The 25,740-nt window shown below is 61.3% G+C and carries 25 protein-coding genes and 3 pseudogenes; 16 read left to right on the forward strand and 12 right to left on the reverse strand.

Going from position 1 to position 25,740, the window contains the following annotated elements; genetic code table 11:
- The first annotated feature begins 5 nt into the window (after positions 1 to 5).
- Together C7411_RS01815 and C7411_RS01820 are read left to right on the forward strand one after the other, a co-directional pair.
- A complete protein-coding gene (locus tag C7411_RS01815) occupies positions 6 to 419 on the forward strand; it encodes a (R)-mandelonitrile lyase (RefSeq protein WP_110382848.1) in 414 nt (137 codons plus the stop codon).
- Between the two features lie 391 nt (positions 420 to 810).
- Positions 811 to 1,620, forward strand: a complete 810-nt coding sequence (locus C7411_RS01820) for a TraI domain-containing protein (protein ID WP_373682554.1) — start codon at positions 811 to 813, stop codon at positions 1,618 to 1,620.
- 242 nt (positions 1,621 to 1,862) lie between these two features.
- Here the strand turns inward: C7411_RS01820 and C7411_RS01825 are convergent, their stop codons facing one another.
- Complete coding sequence (locus tag C7411_RS01825; RefSeq protein WP_110382960.1) at positions 1,863 to 2,594, reverse strand: TetR/AcrR family transcriptional regulator; 732 nt, start codon at positions 2,592 to 2,594, stop codon at positions 1,863 to 1,865.
- A 114-nt stretch (positions 2,595 to 2,708) separates the two neighbouring features.
- On the opposite strand from C7411_RS01825, the gene C7411_RS01830 reads away from it, so the two are divergent.
- From C7411_RS01830 to C7411_RS01845, 4 genes are all read left to right on the forward strand, one after another.
- Positions 2,709 to 3,569 (forward strand): SDR family oxidoreductase, encoded by an 861-nt coding sequence (locus C7411_RS01830; protein WP_110382849.1) that lies wholly within the window; start codon positions 2,709 to 2,711, stop codon positions 3,567 to 3,569.
- 306 nt (positions 3,570 to 3,875) lie between these two features.
- The gene (locus tag C7411_RS38010) at positions 3,876 to 4,109 is read left to right on the forward strand and encodes a FitA-like ribbon-helix-helix domain-containing protein (RefSeq protein WP_110382961.1); all 234 of its coding nucleotides are present in this window, start codon (positions 3,876 to 3,878) and stop codon (positions 4,107 to 4,109) included.
- Positions 4,096 to 4,512: a type II toxin-antitoxin system VapC family toxin gene (locus tag C7411_RS01840; protein ID WP_110382850.1), complete on the forward strand. Its 417-nt coding sequence runs from the start codon at positions 4,096 to 4,098 to the stop codon at positions 4,510 to 4,512. Before C7411_RS38010 ends, C7411_RS01840 begins: the two co-directional genes overlap by 14 nt.
- Before the next feature lie 15 nt (positions 4,513 to 4,527).
- The gene (locus tag C7411_RS01845; protein WP_110382851.1) at positions 4,528 to 4,773 is read left to right on the forward strand and encodes a hypothetical protein; all 246 of its coding nucleotides are present in this window, start codon (positions 4,528 to 4,530) and stop codon (positions 4,771 to 4,773) included.
- A gap of 326 nt (positions 4,774 to 5,099) precedes the next feature.
- Here C7411_RS01845 and C7411_RS01855 read toward each other — a convergent pair whose 3' ends face one another.
- Entirely contained in the window at positions 5,100 to 5,615 is a 516-nt protein-coding gene (locus C7411_RS01855; RefSeq protein ID WP_110382853.1) for a DUF2867 domain-containing protein, read from the reverse strand.
- 123 nt (positions 5,616 to 5,738) lie between these two features.
- Positions 5,739 to 6,332, reverse strand: a complete 594-nt coding sequence (locus tag C7411_RS01860) for an FMN-dependent NADH-azoreductase (protein WP_110382854.1) — start codon at positions 6,330 to 6,332, stop codon at positions 5,739 to 5,741.
- A 90-nt stretch (positions 6,333 to 6,422) separates the two neighbouring features.
- Between C7411_RS01860 and C7411_RS01865 the strand changes: the two genes are divergently transcribed.
- Complete coding sequence (locus tag C7411_RS01865) at positions 6,423 to 6,827, forward strand: winged helix-turn-helix transcriptional regulator (RefSeq protein WP_110382855.1); 405 nt, start codon at positions 6,423 to 6,425, stop codon at positions 6,825 to 6,827.
- Positions 6,828 to 7,540: 713 nt separating this feature from the next.
- Here the strand turns inward: C7411_RS01865 and C7411_RS01870 are convergent.
- Positions 7,541 to 7,957, reverse strand: a complete 417-nt coding sequence (locus C7411_RS01870) for a limonene-1,2-epoxide hydrolase family protein (RefSeq protein WP_110382856.1) — start codon at positions 7,955 to 7,957, stop codon at positions 7,541 to 7,543.
- Positions 7,958 to 8,211: 254 nt separating this feature from the next.
- On the opposite strand from C7411_RS01870, the gene C7411_RS01875 reads away from it, so the two are divergent.
- Positions 8,212 to 9,153 (forward strand): LysR substrate-binding domain-containing protein, encoded by a 942-nt coding sequence (locus C7411_RS01875; RefSeq protein ID WP_165822728.1) that lies wholly within the window; start codon positions 8,212 to 8,214, stop codon positions 9,151 to 9,153.
- Between the two features lie 564 nt (positions 9,154 to 9,717).
- Here C7411_RS01875 and C7411_RS01880 read toward each other — a convergent pair.
- Positions 9,718 to 10,626: a LysR family transcriptional regulator gene (locus C7411_RS01880; RefSeq protein WP_110382858.1), complete on the reverse strand. Its 909-nt coding sequence runs from the start codon at positions 10,624 to 10,626 to the stop codon at positions 9,718 to 9,720.
- A 99-nt stretch (positions 10,627 to 10,725) separates the two neighbouring features.
- Here C7411_RS01880 and C7411_RS01885 point away from each other — a divergent pair, with 99 nt between their 5' ends.
- Positions 10,726 to 11,553 carry an SDR family oxidoreductase gene (locus tag C7411_RS01885; RefSeq protein WP_110382859.1) on the forward strand — a complete coding sequence of 276 codons (828 nt, stop codon included), beginning with the start codon at positions 10,726 to 10,728 and terminating at the stop codon, positions 11,551 to 11,553.
- A gap of 201 nt (positions 11,554 to 11,754) precedes the next feature.
- Here C7411_RS01885 and C7411_RS01890 read toward each other — a convergent pair whose 3' ends face one another.
- Positions 11,755 to 12,705 (reverse strand): LysR family transcriptional regulator, encoded by a 951-nt coding sequence (locus tag C7411_RS01890; protein WP_110382860.1) that lies wholly within the window; start codon positions 12,703 to 12,705, stop codon positions 11,755 to 11,757.
- 206 nt (positions 12,706 to 12,911) lie between these two features.
- Here C7411_RS01890 and C7411_RS01895 point away from each other — a divergent pair, with 206 nt between their 5' ends.
- From C7411_RS01895 to C7411_RS01905, 3 genes and pseudogenes are all read left to right on the forward strand, one after another.
- Entirely contained in the window at positions 12,912 to 13,550 is a 639-nt protein-coding gene (locus tag C7411_RS01895; RefSeq protein WP_110382861.1) for an NAD(P)H-dependent oxidoreductase, read from the forward strand.
- Between the two features lie 156 nt (positions 13,551 to 13,706).
- Positions 13,707 to 14,392: pseudogene (locus tag C7411_RS01900) on the forward strand (site-specific integrase); the annotation flags it as partial.
- Positions 14,393 to 14,634: 242 nt separating this feature from the next.
- Positions 14,635 to 15,696 (forward strand): IS630 family transposase, encoded by a 1,062-nt coding sequence (locus C7411_RS01905; RefSeq protein WP_110382862.1) that lies wholly within the window; start codon positions 14,635 to 14,637, stop codon positions 15,694 to 15,696.
- A gap of 185 nt (positions 15,697 to 15,881) precedes the next feature.
- Here C7411_RS01905 and C7411_RS01915 read toward each other — a convergent pair whose 3' ends face one another.
- From C7411_RS01915 to C7411_RS01925, 3 genes are read right to left on the reverse strand one after another with little or no spacing between them, the layout of a single operon-like run.
- Entirely contained in the window at positions 15,882 to 16,877 is a 996-nt protein-coding gene (locus C7411_RS01915) for a substrate-binding domain-containing protein (protein WP_207786518.1), read from the reverse strand.
- A gap of 2 nt (positions 16,878 to 16,879) precedes the next feature.
- Entirely contained in the window at positions 16,880 to 17,878 is a 999-nt protein-coding gene (locus C7411_RS01920) for an amidohydrolase family protein (protein ID WP_110382865.1), read from the reverse strand.
- Positions 17,879 to 17,881: 3 nt separating this feature from the next.
- Positions 17,882 to 18,880 carry a substrate-binding domain-containing protein gene (locus C7411_RS01925; protein ID WP_110382866.1) on the reverse strand — a complete coding sequence of 333 codons (999 nt, stop codon included), beginning with the start codon at positions 18,878 to 18,880 and terminating at the stop codon, positions 17,882 to 17,884.
- A 93-nt stretch (positions 18,881 to 18,973) separates the two neighbouring features.
- Here C7411_RS01925 and C7411_RS01930 point away from each other — a divergent pair, with 93 nt between their 5' ends.
- Positions 18,974 to 19,438, forward strand: a complete 465-nt coding sequence (locus C7411_RS01930) for a MarR family winged helix-turn-helix transcriptional regulator (protein ID WP_110382867.1) — start codon at positions 18,974 to 18,976, stop codon at positions 19,436 to 19,438.
- 607 nt (positions 19,439 to 20,045) lie between these two features.
- Here C7411_RS01930 and C7411_RS38015 read toward each other — a convergent pair.
- Positions 20,046 to 20,494: pseudogene (locus C7411_RS38015) on the reverse strand (integrase core domain-containing protein); the annotation flags it as partial.
- Positions 20,467 to 20,643, reverse strand: coding sequence for a DUF3800 domain-containing protein (locus tag C7411_RS01950; RefSeq protein WP_110382870.1), 177 nt, complete (start codon positions 20,641 to 20,643; stop codon positions 20,467 to 20,469). The gene C7411_RS01950 and the pseudogene C7411_RS38015, both read right to left, overlap by 28 nt.
- Before the next feature lie 756 nt (positions 20,644 to 21,399).
- Between C7411_RS01950 and C7411_RS01960 the strand changes: the two genes are divergently transcribed.
- Together C7411_RS01960 and C7411_RS01965 are read left to right on the forward strand one after the other, a co-directional pair.
- On the forward strand, positions 21,400 to 21,975 hold the full coding sequence (locus C7411_RS01960; protein ID WP_110382872.1) for a DUF7686 domain-containing protein: 576 nt from the start codon (positions 21,400 to 21,402) through the stop codon (positions 21,973 to 21,975).
- A 484-nt stretch (positions 21,976 to 22,459) separates the two neighbouring features.
- Positions 22,460 to 23,925 (forward strand): annotated as a pseudogene (locus C7411_RS01965) (ATP-binding domain-containing protein).
- A gap of 41 nt (positions 23,926 to 23,966) precedes the next feature.
- Here the strand turns inward: C7411_RS01965 and C7411_RS01970 are convergent.
- The gene (locus C7411_RS01970) at positions 23,967 to 25,016 is read right to left on the reverse strand and encodes a PDDEXK nuclease domain-containing protein (protein ID WP_110382873.1); all 1,050 of its coding nucleotides are present in this window, start codon (positions 25,014 to 25,016) and stop codon (positions 23,967 to 23,969) included.
- Between the two features lie 247 nt (positions 25,017 to 25,263).
- Between C7411_RS01970 and C7411_RS37790 the strand changes: the two genes are divergently transcribed.
- The gene (locus tag C7411_RS37790; RefSeq protein WP_181431298.1) at positions 25,264 to 25,719 is read left to right on the forward strand and encodes an IS21 family transposase; all 456 of its coding nucleotides are present in this window, start codon (positions 25,264 to 25,266) and stop codon (positions 25,717 to 25,719) included.
- The last annotated feature ends 21 nt before the right edge of the window (positions 25,720 to 25,740 follow it).

Here is a 25,740-nt window from a genome sequence, read left to right on the forward strand (position 1 = left end):
ACACCATGGAACTGAAGAGACCCGGTTCACAGCCGTCGATCAAGGGACCGGCCGAATGGTTTACCGGCACCGTACGCATCGACCCGCTGAACGCTCCGCCGCCGCCTGCGAGGGTGTCGTGTGCGAGCGTGACCTTCGAGCCCGGCGCGCGATCGAACTGGCATACGCATCCGCTTGGGCAAACGTTGCTCGTGACCGCAGGCTGCGGCTGGACGCGGTGCGAAGGCGAAGCCATCGTTGAGATCCGCGCAGGCGATGTGATCTGGTGTCCTCCAGGCCACAAGCATTGGCACGGTGCGTCACCGACGACCTCCATGACACACGTCGCGATCCAGGAAGCGCTGGACGGCAAGAACGTCGAGTGGCTGGAGCCAGTGACCGACGAGCAATACTTCGCCGGGCCGCCGCAGCAATGCTGAAAATATGGCAACCACGACATAAGGCAGGTGATGGTCACCAATGTCGCACGCAATGGTTTCGGTGGAGCAATGGCCCGGCGCCGAGCGGCACAGCGCGCCCGCGTTCTGCGTACGCAGCCCGGAGACGGTCTCGATACGCTCGCGGCCAGGACCGTAGAGCCGGCAGCAAACTGCCGTGTAGACGAACGACCGTTCCAACGACAGTGGCCGATGCCGGCGAAGCACGGGACTGACAGCATCAGCTTGGCTTGTTGCCTGTGTATGACGCTGGTGCTGAGACCATCGTCACTTCGATGATGAGCGCACCGCGGCCAGGGGTAGCCAGTGGTACCGGGTCGATTTTCCGGAACCTCCACAACGGGATTACGGTGCGCACGCGCGCCTGTCGATCGTGCTGCTCCAGCGCCTGGTTCCCTCTGCATCACTAGGCTGGTTTGCACAGTACCCTCCCGTACTCGACGAGCTGGCCGCGTATCTGTCGGATGACGCCGAGGCAAAGGAAGGGGCACTTGCGAAGATCGTCGGCGAGGCGGACCGGCGCTCGGTCGCACAGAATTTGCTCACGGGGCCGCGCACACGGCTCGTGACCGCCCGCAGCGTCCAGCTGATCGAGCGGCTGATGGGAGGGCTGCGCCGGCTGCTGGCGGAAGATGAAATGCCGCTCAATCGCGCGGGCGCCACCGGCTACTGCGACGGCGAATCGCTGTGGTGCGTCGCGAAGACGCTTGCCGAAACGGTGCGAGCGTTTCTCGGCAGCAACGAGCAGCAACAACCAGGCGCGGGCGGTATCCCGTCCGATAACAACCGGCTCTTCGATACCTGGCAGGAGTACGGCGCGCTCATGCCGACGCCGGACGGTAGTGCGATCTGGGTTATCGTGGTAACGGTCGTGACCTGGAAGCAGACGTTCACGGTCGCGGTTTCCGCTCGACCGGCTGCACGCGGATCCGGCGCGGTATCCCCGTGCACTGCCGCCCGGAGCAGTCCGCGTAGTCGAGGCGGGCAAGGACGAATTTCGGGCACTGGCGACACGCCTGGCGACGGGCAGCGGGGCAATCTACTGGCATATCGCCCACAGGAACGGCCTCCTTGCCACCGCGACGGGCGATGTTCTCGCCCGCGCCCTAGCGAAAGGGGCCAGGGAAGAGGAGCCCAGGGCCGCGATCCGCGCCATCGCGCTCGCGGTATTCGACGCGATTGACGCGCACCCCTGGTGCCGGCGCTCAACTTGCCCGCGAACCATGGCATTCCGCGGTTGGAGAGATCCTCGAACGCATCGGCGGATGACTTCTCATCGATGCTCGCGCCGCGCGCATGCACAAGCTGAGCGGCCGTATCGGTGAACATAGGGGTATCTCCTGCAAGCGGGTTGCGCCTACGATGTTAGGTCATAAACGTTAAGACTCCTCATGTTGTGGGTGTCGAAAGCTCGCCCGTGAAGGCTCACGACGCTCCGCCACCGGGCGCAGCGATCCGGGCAAGCCATTCCGAGAGCAATTGCTGCTCACTGGTCGTAAGCGCTGTCGTTTCAGGCAGGGTCGCGCGAAGTGCGATCGCCGCCGACACGGCGCCCGACGCTTTCCATTGAGGTGTTTGCGTGATGATGGCTGCAAGCACCGCTTCACGTGCGACGATCGATAGGTCGATATCACGTTCGCCTTCCGGCATCGCCAGCAGTGTGAAGACTGTTCCGCATCCGCCAGCCCGGATCAAATTGGCCGCCCGCTCTTCGCTGACCCGAAGTCGTCCCGAGGCCGCTAGCAGTCGCATCCGTCGACGAAGAAAATCGACGGCCTTCGCGGCGGCAGGCGACGTCTTTCCGGGGCGTGGATCACCATACATGATCGAGAAGATGGCCGGGTTCGCCAGGCCGAAGCCAACGTGTAAATCCCACCCTGCCCGAAGGGCATCGACAGGATCCTGTCCCGGCTCATCGGGGCTTTTCTGTTTCAGGTAAGCAAGAAACCCATATTCGGCGACGGCGTCGAGCAGGGCGTCCTTATCGCCAAACAGCCGGTAGATAGTGGGCTGCTGTACTCCTGCTGCGCTTGCCACCGCCCGGGTCGTCAGGGCCTCGCGGCCGCCATCCGTCAGCAACCCGGCGGCACAGACCAAAATCCGCTGCCGGGCGTTCGGGCCGTTCTCGCTTTCTTCGATGGTGTTTGCCTGATCCATGAGTAGATCATATCGCAAATTTTGTATCATCGATATCGCGATCTTGATATCGATGAAATATCGGTGTTATGCTGCGATCATTAGCGGTGATAACGTCGATGAAGGAGGCGCTTTATGATCATCGTGACCGGGGCAACCGGCCAGCTTGGCGGAGCCATCGTTGCGCAACTTCTTGCGCGAGTGCCGGCAAATCAGATCGGCGTCAGTGTGGTCGATCCAGCGAAGGCAACTGCTCTCGCAGAACAGGGGGTTCGGGTACGGCGAGGTGATTTTGCCGATCCGGCATCCCTCGCGGATGCATTCGAGGGCGCGAGCCAGGTGCTGATGGTTTCCACGGATACGACCGGCGAGAGAGCCGAGCGTATGCACACCCAGGCCATTGAGGCCGCGGGGAAAGCCGGTGCGAAGCGCATCCTCTATACCAGCCATATGGGCGCGCGGCCGGATTCGCCTTTCCCGCCGATGCCCGACCACGTCGCGACCGAAGAGGCGCTCCAGAGTTGCGGTGTGGCCTTCACTTCCCTGCGCAACGGGTTCTACGCCGCCAACGCCTTGCGTTTGCTCGATCAGGGATTGAAGAGCGGGGAAATCTACGCCCCCGAGGACGGCAAGGTCGCCTGGACGACGCACGCGGACCTTGCCGAAGCGGCCGCAATAGCGCTCGGCGGCGAAAGGGGGCTCGAGGGCCTCACCCCGCCGCTGACGGCGGCGGAAGCGCTCGATTTCAATGATCTCGCCGCGATCGCCTCTGAAATCGCCGGGCGACAGATCAAGCGTATCGTCGTCTCCGATGCGCGATGGCGCGAGACCCTGATCTCACATGGCGCGCCTGACGCTCAGGCGGACCTGCTGGTGGGGATTTTCCAGGCGTCGCGGCGCGGCGATTTCGCGACGGTGGATCCGACACTGGAAAGGCTGCTCGGCCGCCCACCACAGACGATGCGCGAAGTGCTCACGGCCACTCTGAAACAGTGAAGCCATCCATCAAGCTGGAATAGCCCCATGTTGAAGATCACTGTATTGAAGAACACGCCGCCGACCCGGCGATCGTCCAGGCGGCACGCCTTGCGATGCAACGCGACGCGCCCTATATGGCGCTGTCCTGTACGGAGCGTGCCGCCTCGGCGCCGCGAAACCCGCACCGGCCAACCTTTCTTCTTGCGGCCGATAAAACTGTCGTCCTTCCCTGGGACATCCAAGGCGCCCACAAAGTGATTGCAATGTTTGCATTGTCTTGAGATTGTGCTATCATTGATAGCATGTATTGAAAGAGAGGTGAGCATGGCAAATCTTGTCGTAAGGAATCTGGATGACGCGCTCGTCCAGAGCTTGAAAGAGCGTGCGGCTGCGCACGGTCGGAGCGCCGAGGCGGAGCATCGCGAGATTCTTGCGAAGGCCCTGCGCAGACCGCAACGCAAGACCTTCGCAGAAGTCCTGATGGCGATGCCGAATGTCGGTGACGACGCCGATTTCGTGCGAGTGCACGACGGCGAGGCGGGACATGTATTTGGTTGATACCAACGTCATAAGCGAGATTCGCAAACAAGGTCGCGCAAACAAGGGAGTCTTGGAATTCTTCCGCGCGGCAGCGCGTGACGATATCGACCTATATCTTTCAGTTGTGACAGTCGGCGAGTTGCGCCGAGGTGTCGAGCTGATTCGACACCGGGGGGACGATCCGCAGGCGACGCGTCTCGAAAAGTGGCTGAATGCGGTGTTGCAGGAGTTTGCACAAAACATTCTGCCGGTCGATGAAGAGATCGGTCAGGTATGGGGGCGCCTGAGAGTACCGCACCCGGAACACGCGCTAGACAAGTTGATTGCGGCGACCGCGATGATCCATGACTTGACTGTTGCCACGCGGAACGTTGACGACTTTGCGGGAATAGGAGTTCGCGTCTTGAACCCTTTTGAATAACGGAAAGCTGACAGTATGCGAAAAGGGCATCTGGAAATCACCACAACCGTCGCCGAGAGCGAAGCGGACGCGTTCATGCAGCACATCGAAGCGTTCGAGCGCGGCGACACTGATGCGCAACGCGCGGCGGAGATCCGGGCCCAGGATGAAGCCAATGGCCTCGACTCGTTGAAGCGACTTTTCGACATTGCACACGGGAATAGCGGTCAATGCCGGCAGCGTTGCTGCCTTCCTTCTAGATCAGGATGTTCCAGTATCTAAACAAAGAATCTGGTCGTGAAAAGATTCAGCAATTTCGAGAGCCAAACAGTAAAGAATCCGGCGCTGCTTACAGCGGCACTCAAGGAACTCGAGGGTTTGATCGACGAACCGATGTTCATGACAAGGATCGGAAAGGGGTTCGCTTTCGACCAGATCTCCGAGGCGATGAATTATGAATCGAGGTCCGGTACCAAGGCAATTTCAGTCGCATAGGCAGGCACGCGGTAGGCGCGACCATCATATGTCGGTGAAACGATTCCAAGGTATGAACGTGGACCTATGAACAAGCGACGGCGTGTCGCCGGGGCTTCCACGCCTGCATCGGCTCAAGCGGGCCATTCGATCCTCCGTGCCTGACGAAGCGAGCCTCGCACGACCATACAATGGAACGGCGCAATCAATGCGATATAAGCACGGCCGAGCAGGTGGTTGTAGAAGACGAGCGTGGTCACGAATACTCGGTGGAGGCATTCATCGGAGGAGGCCTGCACGAGCGCCGACACACGGAAATTCAGATGCACGTCGTCCTCCCCGAGCACGATCTCGTTCGGATATCGCTCGAATACCCGGAAAACGTTTATCCGGTCGCCGCCCGCGCCCCGGAGATCCGCAGCGCCCTTCAGACCCAGCGGCCGTACCAGCAGGTCGCGCAATTTCAGCAGCGCCGCAATCCGTTCGGGCTGATGGTCGAAGATGTGCCGGGCCATACATTCCGCGTCGTGGGATGCGGCCTCCGGCAGATCGATCGAAAATACCTCCGCGAAATCGGCTCGGCCGTAGCAGGACGTCAGTTGTGAGGCCGGAGGCAAGCCGGCCTGTTCGATCTTCGCGTTTGCGTGCATATCCCCCCGCGGAGACGACGTTGGGGCAGCTCCATGCGGACGGATCAGCGAGGTCCTGCCAGATGCCTCATATATACGGAGACGTTCCCTTGCACTCGAAAATGCGCGAAGGCACCGCCGCTGTCAAGCTCCAGGGGTAGCTCGAGCGGCAGCGTTCGGAGAAATCTTGCGCACCGCCTCAAGTGCGCTCGCGATCGAGGCGCGGCGCACCTCTTCATTGCGCCCGAGCCCTTCCGCGACGACGAATTCGATATCGGAGACGCCTATGAACGTGAACACCGAGCGAAGCAGGGTCTCGGCGTGCTCGAACGCCTGATACGGGGAGCCCTCGCTGTAAACATTGCCGCGCGCCAGCGCGACGATCACGCGCTTGCCCTGGGCAAGACCGATCGGTCCGTTCTCGCCGCGTGCGAAGGTCTTGCCGCGCACGACGATATGATCGATCCATGCCTTGAGCTGGGTGGGAACCGAAAAATTGTAGAAGCCCGCCCCGATCACCACGACGTCGGTGTCGAGGAACTGCTGCACGTCGTTACCGGCGTCGAGCGCCATGAACGTGTCGAAGGAGAGATGGGGCAGCGGTTCGCGGGCAAGATCGCGATAGATGACATTCACGGCGTCGTTTGTCTCGACGATCCGCTCGACAATTGCGGCCGAGAGCACGCGGCTCGCCGAGTTTACGCCCATGATACTGGAATCGAGATGAAGCAGGTTCACTTGTGGCCTCCGGTCTGGATTTGTGACCAGCACTATGCTATGTAACTAGAGGCGATTCGCCAAGAACGCATATTTTTAGGACCAGGTCAAATGGATATGCCTGCCTCATCGGGCGTCAGCACCCAGTGCCATAAGGTTGGCAAGGTGCTCGCCATCGTTGGCGACAAATGGACGGTGATGATTGTCAGGGTACTGGTCGAGCGGCCACACCGCTTCAACGAAATCAAACGGACGGTTGGCGGCATCTCGCAGCAGATGCTTACGCGTACCCTGAAGGCACTCGAGCGCGACGGCATGGTGAGCCGCACGGTTTACCCGACGGTGCCCCCGCAGGTCGAATATGCCCTGACGCAGCTCGGACAATCCCTCGCCGTGCCGGTTCGTGCACTGGGTGCATGGGCGGGAGATCATCTCGACGAGATCGAGAACAACCGAGCACGCTTTGATCAGGACAAGGATGCTCGCATCAATCGACGCGGGTCCGGGGGGGCCTGACGTTCGCTGGGGAAAGAGCGGCTCAGGTCGGTTAACGAGCATCGCTCCCATGATAACCCGCAGTCGGCACGAAAAAGTGCCACGCGGATCTGGTGCCTGTATGCCCTTGTAAGGGGGTAAATCCTTTCGTCGCTCACGGGGGCTTCTGTGGACCGAACTTTTTCCTGTCCTCCCGTAATCCCGGCGGGGATGCCACGCGCTCAGTCCATGACCGTACGGCCAATTCTCTGCAGCTCGAAACATGGTTCGGCCAGGCTCGCCATCCGGCCTGCCAGGTTCAATAGCGAGAGATCCGCGATATCAGGGGGAACTGCCTGACGGCGAAGGCGCGGCGGGACGCGGAGTGCAACCTAAAGTACGCGCGAGGCTGCCGCGCGCGCGGTATATGGTGCCAGGCGGCGCCGGGCTGAGCGGGGCGGAGCACGTTGATCTCGCCATCAGCGAAGGGTACTGCGCGATCCCTCGCTTCCGGCGTGGCGCGGCGTCTGGGCACAAAAGACGTTACGCTCTCCTACGCGCACGCCCGCTGGAGCGGTGCGCAGGCTAGTCTTTCCCAATTGCTGGAACTGGCGAGCGCTTTGTGCGCCACCGTTTTTGAATTCGTCGCAGACTGCCGGGTAAGGACTCCGTGCGCCCCCTGTTGGCCGTTCGATGCACGTACCGTCCCCATGCGCGGCCAACGCCGTGATGCCGTTGCGGTTGGGACCGATGATTCAGGCAGTTTGATCCGCTGGAACCAGCACCATCGCCTTGCCTCCCAATCTCGGGGCAAGCTTCTGCTGGACCGCGACAACCGACGAAAGTGGCCGCCATGCCACGGTCATGCTATCGACAAGGCCCGCTTCGTTTAAATGCATGTGATCCATTCCGTCAAGGACGTGGTCACCGAGTCTGATCGTGAACACGGCGACAAAGTCGGCCCCGTCGCGCAGGAGAAGCTTCGGTTCGAAGGCGTCAACAGTCGCGAGCAACTGCGTGAGAACCGTTGCGACACGCTCCTTTCCTTCGAACGGGGCGGGAACGATTGGACTTCTGAGTACGACATTGTCTGCCATATGGACCCTGGTCCCTTCGACGTCGCGATTGCCCATGGCCTTGAGGTAAGCGTCGAGATGTTCAGTGGTGACCATAACCCTATTCTCCTGATAGAACCGGTACGCCGGTATGGCGCGTTGAGTTGCCAAAAACGCTGGCGCTCCCCTTGTTCGATCACTGCAACAGGTGCGCCGCGGACTGGATGAAGTGCGACCGGCATCCCGTACGGGCCGGCTGTCGTTCAGATCCATCGTAAGGCCATTGACTCATCATCATTAATCAGGTTAGCGTTCACATTAGTCATGACAAAAATGTCACGAATAAGGTGTGGGGGCCTCATGTGGAGAATTTGAGTGCGCTGGGAGGGCTGGAAGTCTTTGTCCATACTGCGAGAACCCGGAGCTTTGCCGCCACTGGGCGGGAGCTCGGCATCTCAGCGTCGGCCATCAGCAAAAGCATTTCCAGGCTGGAAGAGCGCGTTGGCGTGCGGCTCTTCCAGCGCAGCACGAGAAGCGTCCGGCTTACGTCCGAAGGCGAGGTGTTTCTGGACAGGTGCCGACGGATTTTCGGGGAAATTCAGGCGGCCGAAGATGAGCTCAGCGCAATGGCCCGGCATCCGCGAGGGCGGTTAAGGGTGGGATTATCGCATTCGGCGGGGCTGCCATTTCCCGTGCTTTCAGCGTTCATGGAGCAGCATCCCGAGATTGAACTCGACCTTGATTTCACTGATCGACTGGTCGATGTAATCGATGAAGGATTCGATGTCGTTATTCGCGGGAGCGCGCTTCTGGATTCACGGCTCGTCTCTCGCCCGCTGGGTTCCTGGCGCGCCTGTCTGGTCGCCTCGCCGGCGTATCTGAAACGAAAGGGAGTGCCAGCGAATCCGGATGATCTTTTTAGTCATGCCTGTTTGCACTATCGCTGGACACCCACTGGAAAACTGTACCAATGGCCGCTGCGGCCTTCGACGTTCACAGCGGCGGGCTCGTCGTTGCCATTGTCGATGGTGTGCAACAGCCTGGACATGTTGCTTTATATGGCGCTGGCAGGGCGCGGGATTGCATGCGTGCCTGACTTTTCCGTCAAGAACGCGCTCGCCGACGGACGCCTGAAAACCATACTGGATCCGTACGTGACGGGATCCAGCAATATCCATGTCGTGTGGCCCAGCACTCGAAAAATGACGCCCAAGGTGCGGGTGTTCGTGGATTTTGTGCACATCCATTTTGGCGAGTACCTGGTCACTAACGCCGATGAGTCGAAACGGCAGAAGGTTCGGCGACCCGCTTGAGTGCAGACTTGCGGCAACGTTGCTCGCGGGCAAAGGCTGCGATGGACTCGACGCGCGACCTGCTTTGCAATGGGACACGCTGCGACGCACATCGCGAATGATCGCTGCCGAAACAGAATGACCGCTGCCGAAACATTGTGATGCTCGAACAGTCGCTTACTGTGAACAGGTGGTAGTCCCTTCATGGCCGATCGCCGATCCCGGCATCTCCACGGAAATCCGTGATGCACCTCTTTATTGTGCCCAGCAGCCAGCTCAACCCCAAGAGACGCCTTTTCATCGAAGGCACAACAAAAGCGTTGCCCCTGTTCATGCCAGTAATACAGGTCTGAATAGACTTATCGCTTTACCACGGGCGGCAGCCGCGGTATCGGCGCGGAACGCGGTCTTTGAGCCTCGCGCGGCGAGGCGAGCATTATTCTTCACCTTGCAGATCCAACCGGACGGAGGCCTGCCAGACCGTTGTGCGTGTCCGCGAGGCCGGCAGATCGGCTATCGCGCTGTGACGCGATACTGTGGAAGCTGGATCAGGGGTCCGGGAGATCTGCGGCGCCCCGGTGGCAATCAGCCTTCCGGTACCGCCGGGTCCCTCTCCCTCAGCAAATTCACGAACGCCTGCAGACCGGTCGGAACGTGGCGGTTGCCGGGGAAGTACAGGAACAGGCCGGGAATGACCGGACACCAATCGCTCAACACCGCGACGAGCCGCTTGCGGGCCAGCGCGTCGCGTGCATACGACTCCGGCACATACGCGATGCCGAGTCCATCGATCGCCGCCTCTACCATCAGCGTACTGCTGTCGAGCGTGAGCGCGCCGGGCGGGTCGATCGCGTACTCCTCGTCGTGACGTGCGAATTCCCAGCGATAGCGCTTGCCGCTCGGCAGACGCTGGCGGACGCACTGATGCGCATGCAGGTCTTCCGGCACGGCTGGGCGGCCGTGCCTGCGCAGATAGCGCGGTGACGCCACTGCCAGAAAGCGCAGATCGTCGCTGACGCGCACCGCGATCATGTCCTTTGGTACGGCTTCGCCCAGTCGCACGCCGGCATCGAAACCTTCCGCGATGACGTCGACGAGCCGCCCGTCAGCCACCAGGTCCAGTTCCATGTCCGGATACATCGCGACGAAGCGTGGCACCACCGTTCGCAGCAGGTGTCGGATTGCCCCGTCGCTGCCGTTGATGCGAAGTGTGCCGCGCAGCGCCTTGTCGTCGCGGGCAACTTCATCGAGCGCATGATCGAGATCGCTCAGCAACGGACCGAGGCGCGCGAGCAGACGCTCGCCGGCCTGGGTTGGCGACACGCTGCGCGTCGTACGATGCAGCAGCCGCACGCCCAGATCGCTCTCCAGTCCACGCATTGCATGGCTCAATGCCGAGCGCGACACGCCCAGTTCTCCTGCGGCGCGTGCGAAGCTGCGCCTCTCGGCGACCAGCCTGAAGGCTTGCAGATCGGCCAGTGTGGGTTTGCTCATCGGTGAATTTCCTTCAACACATCATGCAGGCTAAGGGTGCTTCTCGCAACAATCATATCGCCCTAGCATGGGTCACGGACTCGTTGAACGGAGAGAGCAATGACGAAAAACTGGCTGATTACTGGTGCTTCGAGCGGGCTCGGGCGCGGGCTGACCGGGCGGCTGCTGGCACGCGGCGACGCCGTGGTGGCGACGCTGCGCAAACCGGGCACGCTTGATGACCTGAAGACGCAACACGGCGAGCGCCTGAAAATCGTCGCGTGCGACGTGACCGATTCCGAAGCGATCCGGGCCGCGGTCGCGGATGCCTTCGCGACCCGCGAACGGATCGACGTTGTAGTCAGCAATGCGGGCTACGGCCTGTTCGGCGCGGCGGAGGAACTGGGCGACGCGCAGATCGAACGGCAAATCGCCACCAACCTGACCGGTTCGATCCAGCTGATTCGTGCCGCCATCGCGCGTCTACGGGAGCAGGGCGGCGGACGCATCGTGCAGGTGTCGTCCGAAGGTGGGCAGATCGCCTATCCGGGCTTCAGTGCCTATCACGCGACCAAGTGGGGCATCGAGGGCTTTGTCGAAGCCGTCGCGCAGGAGGTGGCAGCGTTCGGCATCGACTTCGTGATCGTGGCGCCGGGGCCGACGCGCACCAACTTCGGTGCGGGCCTGGATCGCGCGGCGCCGCTCGACGCGTACGACAGCACGCCGGTGCGCGAACTGCGGCGCACGATCGACGCGGGTTATTTCGAATTCGCCGATGCCGGCAAAACGGTCGATGCGATGCTCGCCGCGATTGACAGTCCGTCTCCGCCGTTCCGGGTGGCGCTCGGCAGGTCCGCCTACGAGTCGGTCCGCGCCGCGTTGATCAAACGCCTCGCCGTGCTGGAGCCGCAGAAGGCGGTCGCACTTTCCGTGATGGAGCATGCGTAACGACCGCGCGGCGGTGGAGCCGCCCGTGCGCACGCGGCGCCAGCGTCGGGCGGGAAACGCCTCGCGGACGCGGGGCGCGGACCGCTTGATTTTCGCTATTCGACGTTCAAATCGGACGACGACGGCCCGAGGCTCAAACTATCGGCGTGCAGAAATTGAAGGCAGGGCGATTGATGTTGGCAGGTTTCCCTGGTGTCCCCGTCACGACTGCTGTGCTTCAGGTGTGGCTTCCATTTGTTTGTCCCAGGGAAGGCCGCCGGCAAAGAGCGTGGTGATCCACTGGATAAAAGCCTCGGTCCGCGCCGGGGTAAACTGCCGGGATGGCCGAACCAGATAGATCCCTTCGTCTACCTCAAAACGCCATTGCGGCAAAACGCGGATCAATGTACCCGCAGCGAAGTCGCGCGCCATTGACCAGTCGCCAAAACCGACGATACCGATCCCCTGGCGCGCCGCTTCAAGCAGCGCGCCGATGTCGTTTGAACGATAAGTCCCTGCGGGCAGGATCGTCTCGCGCAGGTTGCCCTTGCGCATTCGCCATTCAGGCGTCGACACAGGCCCGGTGTATCGCAGCAGATTGTAGCTCGTCAATGCCGTTGGAGAGGCGGGAATCCCGCGGCGCTCCAGATAATCCGGCGAAGCGCCAAGAACAATCCGGTGATCGCCGAGCCGGCGGGCAACCAGTCGGCTGTCGCCCAGCGTACCGAGACGCAATGCGGCATCGAAACCTTCGCCGACAAGATCGACATAGCGCTCGGCATAGTCAACCTCGATTTCGAGCCCCGGATATTGGCGTGCGAAAGCCGGTAGCGCAGGCGCGAGCCATTGTCGTCCCATCGCCGCCGGGAAGGCCAGGCGCAGGCGGCCGCGCAATTCGACGCCGCCGGCCGCGGCTTCCTGCTCGGCCTCGAAAATGGCGTCAGCTGCCGTCTGCAGCCGTTCGGCGAGCCGCGCGCCGGTTTCTGTCAGGCGAACGCTTCGCGTCGTCCTTTCGAGCAGGCGCACGCCAAGGCGCTGCTCCAGCGCGCTGATGCGCCTGGAAATGACCGTCGAATGGCGTTGGAGTGCCGCGGCCGCTGCGACGAACGAGCCTTCCCGTGCAACAGCAAGTAATGCGGCGAGTTCGTCGGCTCGACCTTGGTCCAGATTCATGGCTCTAAAATTAGCATGAAATTGCATTGCTGCAACCCATAATTGCTGCATACGGCGCAGCATTGTGCTGTGCCGATCCAGGTTTTTCCTCTCCTGTGGCAGGGCTATCATTCAGCACGTTTATTTCTCGCTGGACGTCGATTCGCTGATGCAGCGATTCCTCGTGCAGCTCCGTTGTTTCCCACTCAAAACACGAAGAAGACAAGATGACCAACGTAAATGAAAGACTTGCATGGCGCTATGCGACCAAGAAATACGACGCGACGAAGACGGTGCCTGCCGAAAAACTCGAGCGCATCGTTGAAGCTGTACGACTGGCGCCCACGTCCAGCGGACTTCAGCCATTCGAGTTGTTTGTCGTGAGCAATCCGGAAGTTCGCGCAAGGATTCGCGCCGCTGCCTGGGATCAGGCGCAGGTTACCGACTGCTCGCACCTGCTGGTATTCGCGGCTTGGGACGACATCACCACCGAGCGCGTCAACATGATGTTCGACCTCACCAACGAGGTCCGTGGTTTCAGGAACGAAGGCTGGGAAAACTATCGCCAGAAACTGCTGGGGATCGTCGCCGGGAGAGGAACGGAGGCCAACTATCAAGCCGCCGCGCGACAGGCCTACATCGGCCTGGGCGTCGCCTTGATTGCAGCGGCTTTCGAGGAAGTGGACGCCACGCCAATGGAAGGATTCGACCCGGCAGCAGTCGATGAGATCCTCGATCTGAATGCCAGGCACCTGCGTAGTGTCGTCATCGTGCCGCTAGGTTATCGGGCTGCCGGAGGCGATTGGCTGGTGAATCTGAAGAAGGTCCGACGTAGCCGCGAAAACTTCGTCACTGACATCATTTGATCCTTGAGCGGCGAAAATCTCTGTGCAAGCGTTGTTGGTCAGTGGGCTGCCATGGCTCAGCTTCGAAATCGGTCTGATGTGCGAGTATGATCTGGTGAATAATCGAAAGTATTTCCGGTGTACGCTCCCGCATCGCCTTTTCAAAACGCGTCCGCCATGAACCTGCCTGCCACAGCCCCCGAGTCGATCCTGCCGGCCGCCCTCGACGGCCGTGACGGCACCAACCGGGCACACGGCGTCCACCGGCAGATCGCCGCCGACACGAACGTTGAGGCCGTGCGCCTGTGGCTCGCGGAATACGCGGGCTCGCCGCACACCCTGCGCAGCTATCGCAAGGAAGCCGTGCGCCTGCTCGTGTGGGCCACCCGCACCCTGGGCAAGCCGCTCTCGAGCCTCACGCGTGAGGATTTCCTGCTCTATGAACGGTTTCTGGCCGATCCCACCGCAGACTGGGCCGATCCGGCGCTGCCGCGTCGCGGGGGCGCCCGGCGCCTGTTTGACGGGCCACTCTCGGAGCGCAGCCAGCGGCAGGCCTCGGCATCCTCTCCGGCCAGCTCAATTACCTGGTCGCCGCCGGCTATCTCGCCGGCAACCCGCTGGCGCTGCGCCGCTCGCGCCCAACATCCATAGCACGCACGCGCCGCATTGAGCGCTATCTCGATCACGCGCTCTGGCAAAGCGTGCTTGACTCGATGGCGCGCTGGCCCCGCGATACGCCGCGCGAATGCCAGCACTACGAGCGCAGCCGCTGGCTGGTGCGGCTGCTGTATCATACGGCCCTGCGCGCGAGCGAGGCCGCTCACGCGAAGGCGGCCGACTTCTTCCAGCGGCGCGGGCGCTGGCCGGTTTGGTCAGTAATTTATTAGGAATCCTTCAGTCGGGTGTCGATCTTGCTGAGTCAGGCTCTGAATCCGATTTGCAAACGTACGTCGACTACGCACAGGACGTAGTGACCGTCCTCTCTACGACGCCGTGGGGCGCTGTTGCTGCAGCGCCTATAGGTGCGGTCCTCGAAACTGCCGCAGCTGTAAATGCAGGTGATCAGTCCATTGCGTCTTTGAAAAAGCACCTGATTTGGTATTCAATGAAGCACATGGAAAAGATGAACTTGACCACGCTCGAGCGCAACCAATTGCTGTCGGCAGCTCGTAGTCAAACGGTGCGCGCAGCGGACACGCGGCGTGCCCGGTTGATCCTGATGCTTGACGACGGCGAAACACGTGAGGCGATCATGCAGCGGCTGCGCTGTGACTCCCGCTTCATTAGCCGTTGGTCAAGCCGGTTTCTGGCCGAGCGGCTGGCAGGCCTTTACGCGCGCCATCCGGGACGAGCTCCGGTGCATCCGCCGGAAAAGCTGGAGGCGCGGGTTCTGAATCTCACGCTCAAGCATCGGCCTGCGGACGGCTCGACGCATTGGAGCAGCTATAAGCTTGCCGCAGCTTTGGGCGATGTGGGCGCCTCGACGGTGCAGCGCATCTGGCGCAAGCACGGCGTGCGCCCCCATCGGCTCGATACGCACATGGTCTCAAATGATCCTGACTTCGAGACCAAGGCGGCAGACGTGATCGGTCTGTATCTGAACCCGCCTGCACACGCGGTGGTGTTCTGCGTAGACGAGAAGACGGCGATTCAGGCCCTGGATCGTAAAGACCGGATGCTGCCGCTGTCGCCCAGGCGCGCCGAGAGCCACGGCTTCGAATACAAGCGCAACGGCACGCTGAGCCTGTTCGCCGCGCTCAACACAACAACCGGGGAAGTCATCGGCAAGACGGCGCCGCGCCATACCAGCGAGCAGTTCGTGGCCTTCCTCACCGACGTTATCGCCAGCCAGCGGCCCAAACAAGAGATCCATGTGATCTGCGACAACGTCAGCAGCCACAAGACCCCGCGCGTGCAGGAGTTACTGCGGCAACACCGAAACGTGCGGTTGCATTACACGCCGACCTATACCTCCTGGCTGAATCAGGTAGAGAACTGGTTCTCGCGCATCCAGCGCGACGTGATTACGCGAGGCATCTTCACTACGGTAAAGGATCTGGAGCGCAAGCTGATGCGCTATATCCGTGAGCACAACAAGAATCCCAGGCCGATTAAATGGAAGTACGACGATCCAACGCGGCGAATTCGGCCAGTGCCATTTCAATGACGCAGTCGACTAGGACAGGAGCGGAGATGCGCAGTTGCAGGTCTTCTCCCCGCCCGGCTGCCGGCAATGCGAGCGATCGCACCGATTGCACGAGTGTCGGGGCCTCCATGTTTGCGTCTCGCTGAATCGGCTTGCTGGTCATGATTGCACCCTTTAGTGTGAGAACAGTTGCGTGGCACTTCGTTTCAGGTGTCGAGGAGATCGGCGGCGAACAGCTCCTCCACGGCGATATGACGACTGGAAAGCCCCTGCTCATGGAAATACCGGCAGAAGGTATCGAGCGCCGTTCTGTTCGCCGCGACGCCATAGGGCCACCAGTCGTCACCGAGGCCTGTGCGGTTCCGGTCGAGCAACGGCGTCAACCAAGGCACCGTCGTCTTGAAGTTCATTTCCACCATGCCCACCCGGAGGCGATCCAACGCGGCGTCCTTCGCCCTGGTGAACGCCTCGAAGATCGCGCGGGCGAAGTCAGGCTCCGCCTCGAGCAGGTCTCGGCGGACGACCAGCGTGTGCATGATTGGAAAAATGCCGGTGCGCGCAAAATAGTCGCGCTCGACCGCCTCATGATCGGGGAAGAGACGCGCGACGCGTGGCGACCCGTCGACGAAGCACCGCGGTGCGCGCGCCGACATCAACGCCTGGATTTCCCCGCGCTCGAGCATGTCGCTGAGCGTGTCTCCCTCGGGCACGGGCTGCACCTCGACATTCGCGGGATGCGGCTGCGCGATGAAATCGAATGGTGGCATATACCAGTCGGTCGCGCCGATCACCCAGCGGCATTGATCGGGCGTTAGGCCGAACTCGTCGGACAATATGCCCTTCGGCCAGACACCCCCGTCATGGCCGTACATGCCGAACTCGCCAATTGTCTTGCCTGCCAGATCCTCCGGTCGCCTGATCCCGCTCTGCGTATTGATATAGATCGCCGAGTGCCGGAAGACGCGGGCGAGGAAGATGGGTAAGGCAACGAACGGCGAATTGCCGGTGTCGAGCAGCCGCAGATGATAGGTAAGACCGAGTTCTGCCACGTCGTAGGCGCGGTCACGGATCATCTTCTCGAAAATGTCGGAGGGCATATCGGCACTATGCATCCGCACATCGGCGCCCTCGATGCTAATGCTGCCATCGAACAGCCCCGCGACATGCTCGTAGCGCGAGCAACCGATATCGAGCGTCGTCATGTTCATCGTCCCTCAGCGCGTCGGATGCCGGCGACAAGGCGTTCCCAATTGCCACTGGCGATGCCTGCGCACTCAGCCTCGGATAGGTCGGCTTCCTCCAGGAAACGATGTCCGTCGCGGCTGGCCGGCACGAAGGGATAATCGGTCGAGAAGAGGATGCGGTCGGCGCCGATCACCTCTTTTGCCCAGCGAAGGTAACGTTGGCTGAAAATTCCACTCGGCCCGACATAGACCTGGTCGCGGACATACTGCGCGAAGCTGCGTGGCAGCTTCGCGGCCTTGTGCAGCAGATTGATCCTTTCGAGGTAGAAAAGGATGACCTCGCCCCAATGGCCAAGAATGAGTGTGAGGTTGGGAAAGCGATCGAGCACGCCCGACAGGATCAGGCGGATCACCTGCACTCCCGCCTCGTAGTGCCAGCCGACCCCGCCGATCGCAAACAATGCACTGACGTCGGGATCGAAGCCCTCGTACAGCTGCGCTCGCACGGCCGGGGTCGGAGATTGCGGGTGGATATAGAGGGGGGCGTGCATCGCGGCGGCGGCCTCATAGATCGGCCAATAATCGGCGTGGTCCATGTTCCTGTTGCGCGTGCGGCCGAACAGCATCGCGCCATTCATGCCGAGCCGCGTCATGGCGCGCTCGAGTTCTTTGACGGCCGCGCTCGGATCCGGGGTGGCGAGCGTGGCGAAGGCCTGGAAGCGGTCGGGCCGCGCACGCACCGTCTCAGCGAGCAGGTCGTTGGTCTGCGTCTGCAGCCGGACCGCATCGTCGGCGTCCAGGTTCTGGAGACCCGGCGTGGTCAACGACAGCACCTGCACGTCGATACCGCTCGCGTCCATCGCCGCGACGCGCCGGTCGCCGAATTCCTGCAGGTCTGATCCGGCTGCACCCTCAGACGAGGGCCGGAAGCCGACGTCCTGCCATTGCGGGTCGAGCCGACGCCATGTTTCGATCACTTCCGGCGTGGCGATATGCTCCTCGAGTGCAATCAGCCGCATCGGTCAGCTATCGAGCAGGGCGGGAACGAACACCTCTTCGATCGCCCAGCGTTTCTTCGACAGTCCCTGCTCGTAATGATAGCGAAGGAAGGCTTCGATCGCCGGTCTATTCTTGGCGATGCCGTAGGGCCACCAATCCTCGCCCAAAGTATCCATATTCTCCTGCATCAGGTGACTGAGCCAGGGGATCATCACCGTCATGTTGTTGAACGTCATGCCCTTGCGAAGCTTCGCCGCCATCGCCTCCTTGGCGTCGAGAAAGCCCTTGTAGACGGCCCGCATCAGGGTTTCGTCATCGGCCAACTCTTTCTTGACCGTCACCATGTGCATGATCGGAAAGACACCGGTCCGCCGGTAATAGTCCCGCTCGACTGTCTCGTAATCCTCGAACAATCGTCCGACGTTCGGCCGCCTCTCCAGCACGCATTTCGGCGCATCCGCGGAGATCAGCGCGTCGATCTCGCCCGCCGCGAGCATTTCGCCGAGATCATCGTCTGCCTTCGCGTAAATGACCTCGACCCCGGCCGGCACGGGCTTGGGCAACCAGTCGATCGGCTTCAACGCGAAGTCGATCCCGCCTACGATCCAGCGGCAGCTCTCGGGCCGAAAGCCAAATTCGTCCGAAAGCATGCCCTTGGGCATCACGCCCGCATCATGGCCGTAAAGCGCCAGTTCACCGATCCGCTTGCCATTGAGGTCCTCGGGGCGCTCGATGCCCTTGGTCTTGTTGATATAGATTGCCGAGTGGCGAAACATGTGCAGCAGCGGCACCGGTAGCAGCCGGAACGGCGCCTCGTCCGTGTCCATGGTCCGCAGGAAATAGCTGAAGCCGAGGTCCGACACGTCATAGGCGCGGTCCTTGACCATCGCTTCGAAGATGTCCGTGACGATGCGGCCATTATGGAACCTCGCGTCGACGCCATCGATCTTGACCTCCCCGTCGCGCAACGCCTGGGCGCGGTCGTAGTTCCAAAAACCAATATCCAGTTTGCGGGGGGGCATGGCGTATCTCCTTTCCAGTTCATGGAACTTCATGTAAATATATTTATATAAGAATCGCTCCCGCGATTCAAGTGGCTGGATTGGGAGATTGCGATGAGGGTTAACCCTGAAGTCCTGAAAGACTTCTTTGAGAGCAGGACGTTAGGCTCACCCGACGCAGCGATTGGATTCGTCCTATGGCGTCTCGTGCACCGCTTCCAGCGTGAAATGAACCGGGCTCTGGATGAGGCAAACCTCACCCATCTTCAGTTCACCACGTTGGCGCTCGTGGCCTGGAGCAACAGGTCTGGCGAGCCGGTTTCACAGGCAGAATTGTCACGTGCCGCCGAGATCGAGCCAATGCAGATGTCGCAGATGATGAACGTGCTGGAAGCGAAAGGGTTTATCGTTCGGCACGCCGGGAAACCACACCCGCGAGCCAAATCGGCATCAATCACACCCGCAGGACTTGATGCACTCGAAAGCGCCATGGCGATAGCGATCGATGTCCAGAAGCGAGTGTTTGGCAAGAGCGGTTCTCCCGGCGGAGACCTTCTCACTATCGTTCAAGCCCTGTGACTGGTCCTCGAGAAGCTATGCATTCCGCGCCTCGATTAGTCATCCCGACCACGACTGGGTCCGCGGGCGCGGCAGAGAGATTTAAGTGTACGGCATCCGGCGCCCACGCCGCCGTCCGTGTCAGTGGGTTTCATCTTCGGCGTTGCCAGCGTGCGTGCAATTCCCTAAGCCGTACCATCTCGTGGGCAGCGGATTCATGACGCGATTGCGGTGGCGCGAGCGGGATGGAACGAGGTGGACTCCCCGGCGAACCATCCGACTTAAGGAATCCGTCACGCAAGCCGATATACCTGTGCTGGATGTCGGTCGCAGCGCAGGCACATGGATCAGCCTGACGAAAATTCACTGACACTAATTGCCCTCTCGATCATCGCCCGTCTATGACTCAGCCGCCTGTCGTTGACATCTTGTTTCGCGCCATCCTCACCGGCGATCAAGCGGCACTCGGAGATCTCGAGACGCATCGAGCCGCAGAATGCACCGACCTGCGCGCGCTGATCAGCACTGACCAGGCTGGTGCAGTGGCGCTGGATCTCGAACTCGGAGCGACCTCTAGCATCTATGTGACGCCGCTGTCGGCGGTTGTCAACGTAGTTGTCGCGTCACTTCAAGCAACCTGCTTTAGTTCTCCTGGCTGCATGCGCTCCGGATTGAGCCAGACTTCATCCTTCAATTCCCAATTGCGCGTCGATCGGGACCAACGCCGTGGATTGCGCTGCCTGGCCTCTGCATAAACGGCTTCACGTTGCGCGAGCACTGTGGCGGCTACGCCGTTGTGGCGCTGCGCCGGCGTGACGAATTTCAGGCCGCTGTGTTTGTGCTCATGGTTGTACCAACGCACGAACTGCTGCGTCCAGGCCCGCGCTTCATCAATGCTGCCGAACTGCCGTTATCGGAGTGCAGCACCAGCCGACGGCCTGCCAGACCCTCCGCCAGACTGGCACGTCGCATCAGCAATGCGGCCAGTTCCGCCGACTCCGCATCATGCACTTCGTGACCGACTATCTTGCGGCTGAACACGTCCAGCGTCATGTACCAGTAGTAATACTGTCCCTTATCCGGTGTTTCGCAACGAGGGCCTCGACGAAATCTTTTGCCTCTTCATCGTCGGTGGCAACGGACCCATAGGCGAAGAATCGCTGTAGCTCGTGAAGTAGGTTGTCCCCGGTGAAACCAGATTCGTCGAAGTAGATTTTTTGTGCCATTTTATATATTTCTTTAGTCCGTCCGGACGGAATCCGTGATGCGGGCGAAAATGCAGCATGAGCGCCCGCTTAGCGAGTGCCGAGCGTGAAACCCTTGGTGCCAGATCTTTAGTCCACGGAGCGGGGCAATGCGCCTATACGAGCCTGAAGCTGTGTCGCGATCCGGAACTCCTCGCATTGGATTTTGTTGCGCTCCTTTGCGACTTTATCGGCGGTCGCGGTGAGGTCATCGGGACAGAGGTCGCTCACGACGCGCGCCCACGCCCTGCGGGGCGCGGTCGGGTCTGGGTGTATTGCGAACAGTGTGCTAACTGCGCGTCCGAGAACTTGAAGTTCTATGCGCATCTCGTCCAGCGAGGGTTCAAAAGGATTTGACATAATTAAATGATCGCATTTTAGTTAGTATTTCTGATTATTTTGAGGGAAGAGGCGGTGCCCGCTACCGAGCTCCTGGCATATCAGGCCTGTAGCGCGTCCGCATGGAAGCCACCGTGCGGGAATGACCTCATCGAACGCGTCGATCATGGATGGCGTGTCGCCTTCCCGGTCAGGCGGCGCAAGGCGCTCGGCGCCAGTGCGGCGCTGCTCGCAGTCTCTGTCAGAATAGCGGCATCCGTTCGCCAGTTCCAGCGCACACCATTGCGGCTTCGTCGGGCTGCCTGTTGCCGCACCGTGCGACGAACAGTGCCGGCACAGACGGCAACCGGAATCCAACCTCGCAGTGATCGCAGGAAGAACCGTTACATCAGGCACAACATGGCACACGAGCGATGCGAACAATGCGGCAGCCAGACGCCGCCCTGGGACACCATCCACTGCGGCTCCAGCGATGGCAGCTACGAGTTGCTCTGCACTTTGTGCTTCAATGCCAGGATTGCCGAGTCCACCGGATTCACCGATTTTGAGAACGTCCGGCTTGACCCCATCCGGATGATCGACTGCCAAGGGGAGTCCCACCAGTTCCATTTCCAGCTCCGCCTCCTGGGCGACCGGATTGCTCTGGATGGCTTTGAGCTTCGCGGAGAAATTCCCGCTGGCTACCGGTTCCAACTGATCGGTGAGGCCGACGACGATGTGTTCGTGCTGCTCGGGCGACTCATCGAAAAGATTCGTCGCGCGCTGTCCGTCAAGCACATCGATTTTCATGAGCGCCAGATCATTGACAGCATGGTGCGCGGGCGTATCGAATGGGACGAATCGCAGCCGGGACATCTGCCACTTGTGGTTGTCGACGGCAAGGAGGTTTCATGGGACGAACTCGGGCAAATGCTCATGAGCATGGAAGGATGGCCGTTCCGGCTCGATATCGCTGACCCGAGCGAGGAGCTTTGAGTCACGGCGCCGACGCGGCGAACCGGACGGCGAACGCCGGCCCCGGGCTGGTTGCCAGGTTGGCTGCTCGAACGTTACAACCCTGGCGGAGGGGAGCTATGGCCGCAGTCAGGCACGACGATCTTTCTTTGGCTTTCGACTTCGTCAACTATGCGGCGCCAACAGAGCATAACGCGTATGTCTCGCTCGATACCGGAAAAATCTATTGAACTTCCGATTCCAGCGATGCGTTCGACGAGGAGCTTCCTGACGACCTTGAAACTTCTGACCGCTACCGGCAGTGGTCTGCCGAAAACGGGCTTGAGCTTGTTCAGACGTGACGGGCCCTGTCAGCTTTCGCAACGCCGGGTGTGCTGTCTCCGGTGGTCAACCGCGGACGTCCCGATGGCGCGTTCGGCTCCGGGCCGGTCGATCGGCTGTGCGCCATGCGAAAATCAGCGACTCCATATCGCCAGGAGCGACCGCACATGAGGTCTGGTATCGCGTGAACAGGACCTTTATTCTCACGGGAGAACAACAGGCCGTGATCGAGGCGGCGTGTCGCGCCGGGGACCTGAAGATCAAGGCATTTGCCAGCGCGGCCAAGACCTCCACGCTCCAGCTCGTGGCAGAGCATTTCGGCCAGCGGCGCGGCATGCACCTCGCGTTCAATCGGGAAATCGCGGCGAGCGCCGCCGGCGCTTTCCGCCTCACGTCGATTCACGGACCATGCATTCGCTAGCGTGGGCCTCCGTCAGCCCGTCGCTGCGAAACCGCATGAGTTTGCAGGGCGAGCCACCGCATGAACTGGCTGCACGCTACGGGCTTGGCCCGCTGGAAGTGCGGACGGTGACGGGCAAGGCCGTCGAGATCGCTCCATTCGAGATCGGGCGGATGATTGCCGACGGGCGGGACCGGTTCTGCCGCTCCGCGGATCTCCGGCCGGCAGCGCTTCATATCGTCGTCGATGAAAAAATTGATGAAGTGGTGGCCACACAACTGCGCGCCTACCTGCTGCCTTCCGTCGGGCGGCTGTGGGAAGAGGGCGCGGCAACCCACACAGGAACGCCCATTTCGCCGGATGTGCTCCTGAAGCTTTGGGCGCTCTCGGAGCCACGCATCGAAGCCGACTACCTCCTGTTCGACGAAGCCCAGGACAGCGACGGTGTCATGCTTTCGGTTCTCGGCCGGCAGCGCCACGCGCAGATCATCTACGTGGGCGACCCTTACCAGCAAATCTACGAGTGGCGCGGCGCGGTCAATGCGATGGCGCAGATCGACGCACCCGGATGCGCGCTCACGGAGTCGTTCCGCTTTGGCGCCACATTCGCGGCGCTGGCGAGCCGGCTGCTCACGCTGCTGGGCGAGCGCACGCCCATCCGGGGACAGGACGCCATCGGCTCGATCATGGTGGAAGATCCAGCGCTAGCGCCGCCGGTCGACGCGATCCTGTGCCGGAAGAACGTCACGGCGATCTGGCAGTTCGCTGCAGGACTCGAGGCAGGACACCGGCCGACGATCCGGATGAGTCCCGCCGAGATTCTCGCCTATGCGGAGGGCGCGGACCGGCTGCTGGCCGGCCAGCGCGCGTTCCGCCCAGCGGCGTTTTCGCTGTTCGAGACTTGGAGCGACGCACAGGCGTTTGCGCGCAGTCCATTCGGCCAAGACCTGCTACCGGTTGTGCGCATCGTCGATGAACTGGGCACCGGCTATCTGCGGGCCCTGGCGCAGCGCTCGGCGACGGAAGGCGCCGTCGACTATGTGATCTCGACCGTTCACCGCGCCAAAGGCCTCGAATGGAAGCGGGTCAAGGTGGCGAACGACTTCCGCCTGCGTGGCGCCGATGGCAGCCCGATGCCGGACGAGGATGAGATCCGGCTGCTCTACGTGGCCGTGACCCGCGCGCAGCATGTCCTCGATATCTCCGGGTTGCGCGATGAACTGCTGCGAATCTTCAGTCTTCGGCGCTAGCATCTGCCGGCAAAGGCAGCGAAGGCGTGGCCGAGCAATATCTAGGCAGTGCCGTCCGGCAGGTCGGGGCGCAGCTCGGCCTCGATCTGATCGATGCTCGGCAGACCGGTCTCCAGCGACGGCGGTACCTCGCGCATCAGTTGGTACTCGGCCACACCCATCGGTTTGGCGACGCCACGCAGGGCATATTCCGCCACGAGCCGGTTCTTTTCCTTGCACAGCAGCAGGCCGATGGTCGGCTGGTCCTCGGGCGCCTTGACCTGCGCATCGATCGCGGACAGGTAGAAGTTCAACTGGCCCGCATATTCAGGCTTGAACGGAGTCGTTTTCAGCTCGACGACGACATAGCAACGCAGCTTGAGATGGTAGAAAAGCAGATCGACGAAGAACTCATCGCCACCCACCTCCAACCGGTACTGGCGCCCCACGAACGCGAAACCGGCGCCCAGTTCGAGCAGGAAGCGGGTAATGTGCTGGGTGAGCGCGCGCTCGATGTCGCGCTCCTGGGCGTTCTCGGCCAGGCCGAGAAAGTCAAAGATATACGGATCCTTGAGCGCGTCGCGCGCGAGATCGGACTGCGATGGCGGCAACCGGTCGGCGAAATTCGTGACGGCGTTCCCGGCACGCGCATGGGCGACCGTCTCGATCTGCATGGTCAGCACGCTGCGCGACCAGCCGTGTTCGAGCGACTTTTGCGCATACCACAGCCGTTGGGCGTCGTCGTTGAGCTTGTCCAGCAGTGTCACGACGTGTGACCACGGTAATTGTGCAACGGGCTGTTGCACAAATTCCGGCTGCGGGAAGGCTTGTGCCAGCGCGCGCATGTACTTGAGGTTGCGCGGCGAGAATCCTCGCATGTCGGGAAAAGCTGCCTTGAGGTCGCGCGCGAGCCGGTCGACAACGCCGGCGCCCCAGCCTTGTCGCTGCTGCCTGTCGAGAATATCGCGGCCGATCTGCCAGTACAGCGTAACCAGTTCGCGATTCGCGCTGGCAACGGCGCGCTGCCGCGCGCGCTCGACGCGCTGCTTGAGCTCGGCAAACCAGTGGCGATAATCCTCAGCCCATGCGGGAGCGCTCATGTCCTTGGTCATGCGTTGGGTCGTGTGGGCGCCGGCGATTGCGCTCGAATGGGAGATTATCTTGACGGAGCCGGGAATCGACAAGCGTAACCGGCGTAGAAGTCTCGATTATAGCATCGCACCCCATAAAAAATTCGATAATTTATGTTATGTCAAATTGTAGAGGCTAACGGGCTGAAACTTTATCAACTCCGACAGGTTGAGTTGGGAGTTTGTAAAAATACTTACAAATTCTTACAGGAACTCAGCCCCACCGCCCATGATTGCCGCAGTTCCCCGTCCCGGCGACTTGTCCGACTTCCTGACGTTGACAGATGGTGTGTCAGTCGCCCGTGTCGCCGATATCCTCCGCTGCTGCACCCGGACTGTCCGTAATTACGTCGCTGGCCAGTCCCCAATCCCGTGGCATCGCATCGAGCTGCTGCACCTTTTGAAACGCGAATCTACCGCTGCAGCTCCGCTCGCCGAAAGCCCGTCCAACGCTTCCGACGTTGGCGTGACGGCGAACATCGAACCCGATCCCGCCGTGCCCGACGTGCCGCCCGCGGAAATGCTGGCATGGGTCGGCGTCCACGCACCGCACTATCTTTCAAGTCAACGCAGCTTCGCGTTCTATGTGCGCGGCTGGAACCTGCCACCCCGAGCGCGCCGGGCGCTTCTGGCGCCTCCTGATGCCCTTCGCCTCCCAGCGCATCGGGTTGATATCATTTTGTGATTGCACTATGCTGCCACTTTT

The organism is Paraburkholderia silvatlantica (genome assembly GCF_003096715.1).
Classification (GTDB): Bacteria; Pseudomonadota; Gammaproteobacteria; order Burkholderiales; family Burkholderiaceae; genus Paraburkholderia; species Paraburkholderia silvatlantica.

Excerpts from the sequence above, each read along its gene's own strand:
- C7411_RS01960 (WP_110382872.1), top strand. The coding sequence starts at position 21,400 with ATGGCACACGAGCGATGCGAACAATGCGGCAGCCAGACGCCGCCCTGG.
- C7411_RS01890 (WP_110382860.1), bottom strand. The coding sequence starts at position 12,705 with ATGAATCTGGACCAAGGTCGAGCCGACGAACTCGCCGCATTACTTGCT.
- C7411_RS01840 (WP_110382850.1), top strand. The coding sequence starts at position 4,096 with ATGTATTTGGTTGATACCAACGTCATAAGCGAGATTCGCAAACAAGGT.
- C7411_RS01825 (WP_110382960.1), bottom strand. The coding sequence starts at position 2,594 with ATGGATCAGGCAAACACCATCGAAGAAAGCGAGAACGGCCCGAACGCC.
- C7411_RS01870 (WP_110382856.1), bottom strand. The coding sequence starts at position 7,957 with ATGGTCACCACTGAACATCTCGACGCTTACCTCAAGGCCATGGGCAAT.
- C7411_RS01925 (WP_110382866.1), bottom strand. The coding sequence starts at position 18,880 with ATGCCCCCCCGCAAACTGGATATTGGTTTTTGGAACTACGACCGCGCC.
- C7411_RS01905 (WP_110382862.1), top strand. The coding sequence starts at position 14,635 with ATGAAGCACATGGAAAAGATGAACTTGACCACGCTCGAGCGCAACCAA.
- C7411_RS01845 (WP_110382851.1), top strand. The coding sequence starts at position 4,528 with ATGCGAAAAGGGCATCTGGAAATCACCACAACCGTCGCCGAGAGCGAA.
- C7411_RS01895 (WP_110382861.1), top strand. The coding sequence starts at position 12,912 with ATGACCAACGTAAATGAAAGACTTGCATGGCGCTATGCGACCAAGAAA.
- C7411_RS01830 (WP_110382849.1), top strand. The coding sequence starts at position 2,709 with ATGATCATCGTGACCGGGGCAACCGGCCAGCTTGGCGGAGCCATCGTT.
- C7411_RS01930 (WP_110382867.1), top strand. The coding sequence starts at position 18,974 with ATGAGGGTTAACCCTGAAGTCCTGAAAGACTTCTTTGAGAGCAGGACG.
- C7411_RS01920 (WP_110382865.1), bottom strand. The coding sequence starts at position 17,878 with ATGCGGCTGATTGCACTCGAGGAGCATATCGCCACGCCGGAAGTGATC.
- C7411_RS37790 (WP_181431298.1), top strand. The coding sequence starts at position 25,264 with ATGATTGCCGCAGTTCCCCGTCCCGGCGACTTGTCCGACTTCCTGACG.
- C7411_RS38010 (WP_110382961.1), top strand. The coding sequence starts at position 3,876 with ATGGCAAATCTTGTCGTAAGGAATCTGGATGACGCGCTCGTCCAGAGC.
- C7411_RS01915 (WP_207786518.1), bottom strand. The coding sequence starts at position 16,877 with ATGACGACGCTCGATATCGGTTGCTCGCGCTACGAGCATGTCGCGGGG.
- C7411_RS01880 (WP_110382858.1), bottom strand. The coding sequence starts at position 10,626 with ATGAGCAAACCCACACTGGCCGATCTGCAAGCCTTCAGGCTGGTCGCC.
- C7411_RS01815 (WP_110382848.1), top strand. The coding sequence starts at position 6 with ATGGAACTGAAGAGACCCGGTTCACAGCCGTCGATCAAGGGACCGGCC.
- C7411_RS01970 (WP_110382873.1), bottom strand. The coding sequence starts at position 25,016 with ATGACCAAGGACATGAGCGCTCCCGCATGGGCTGAGGATTATCGCCAC.
- C7411_RS01885 (WP_110382859.1), top strand. The coding sequence starts at position 10,726 with ATGACGAAAAACTGGCTGATTACTGGTGCTTCGAGCGGGCTCGGGCGC.
- C7411_RS01855 (WP_110382853.1), bottom strand. The coding sequence starts at position 5,615 with ATGCACGCAAACGCGAAGATCGAACAGGCCGGCTTGCCTCCGGCCTCA.
- C7411_RS01865 (WP_110382855.1), top strand. The coding sequence starts at position 6,423 with ATGGATATGCCTGCCTCATCGGGCGTCAGCACCCAGTGCCATAAGGTT.
- C7411_RS01950 (WP_110382870.1), bottom strand. The coding sequence starts at position 20,643 with ATGGCACAAAAAATCTACTTCGACGAATCTGGTTTCACCGGGGACAAC.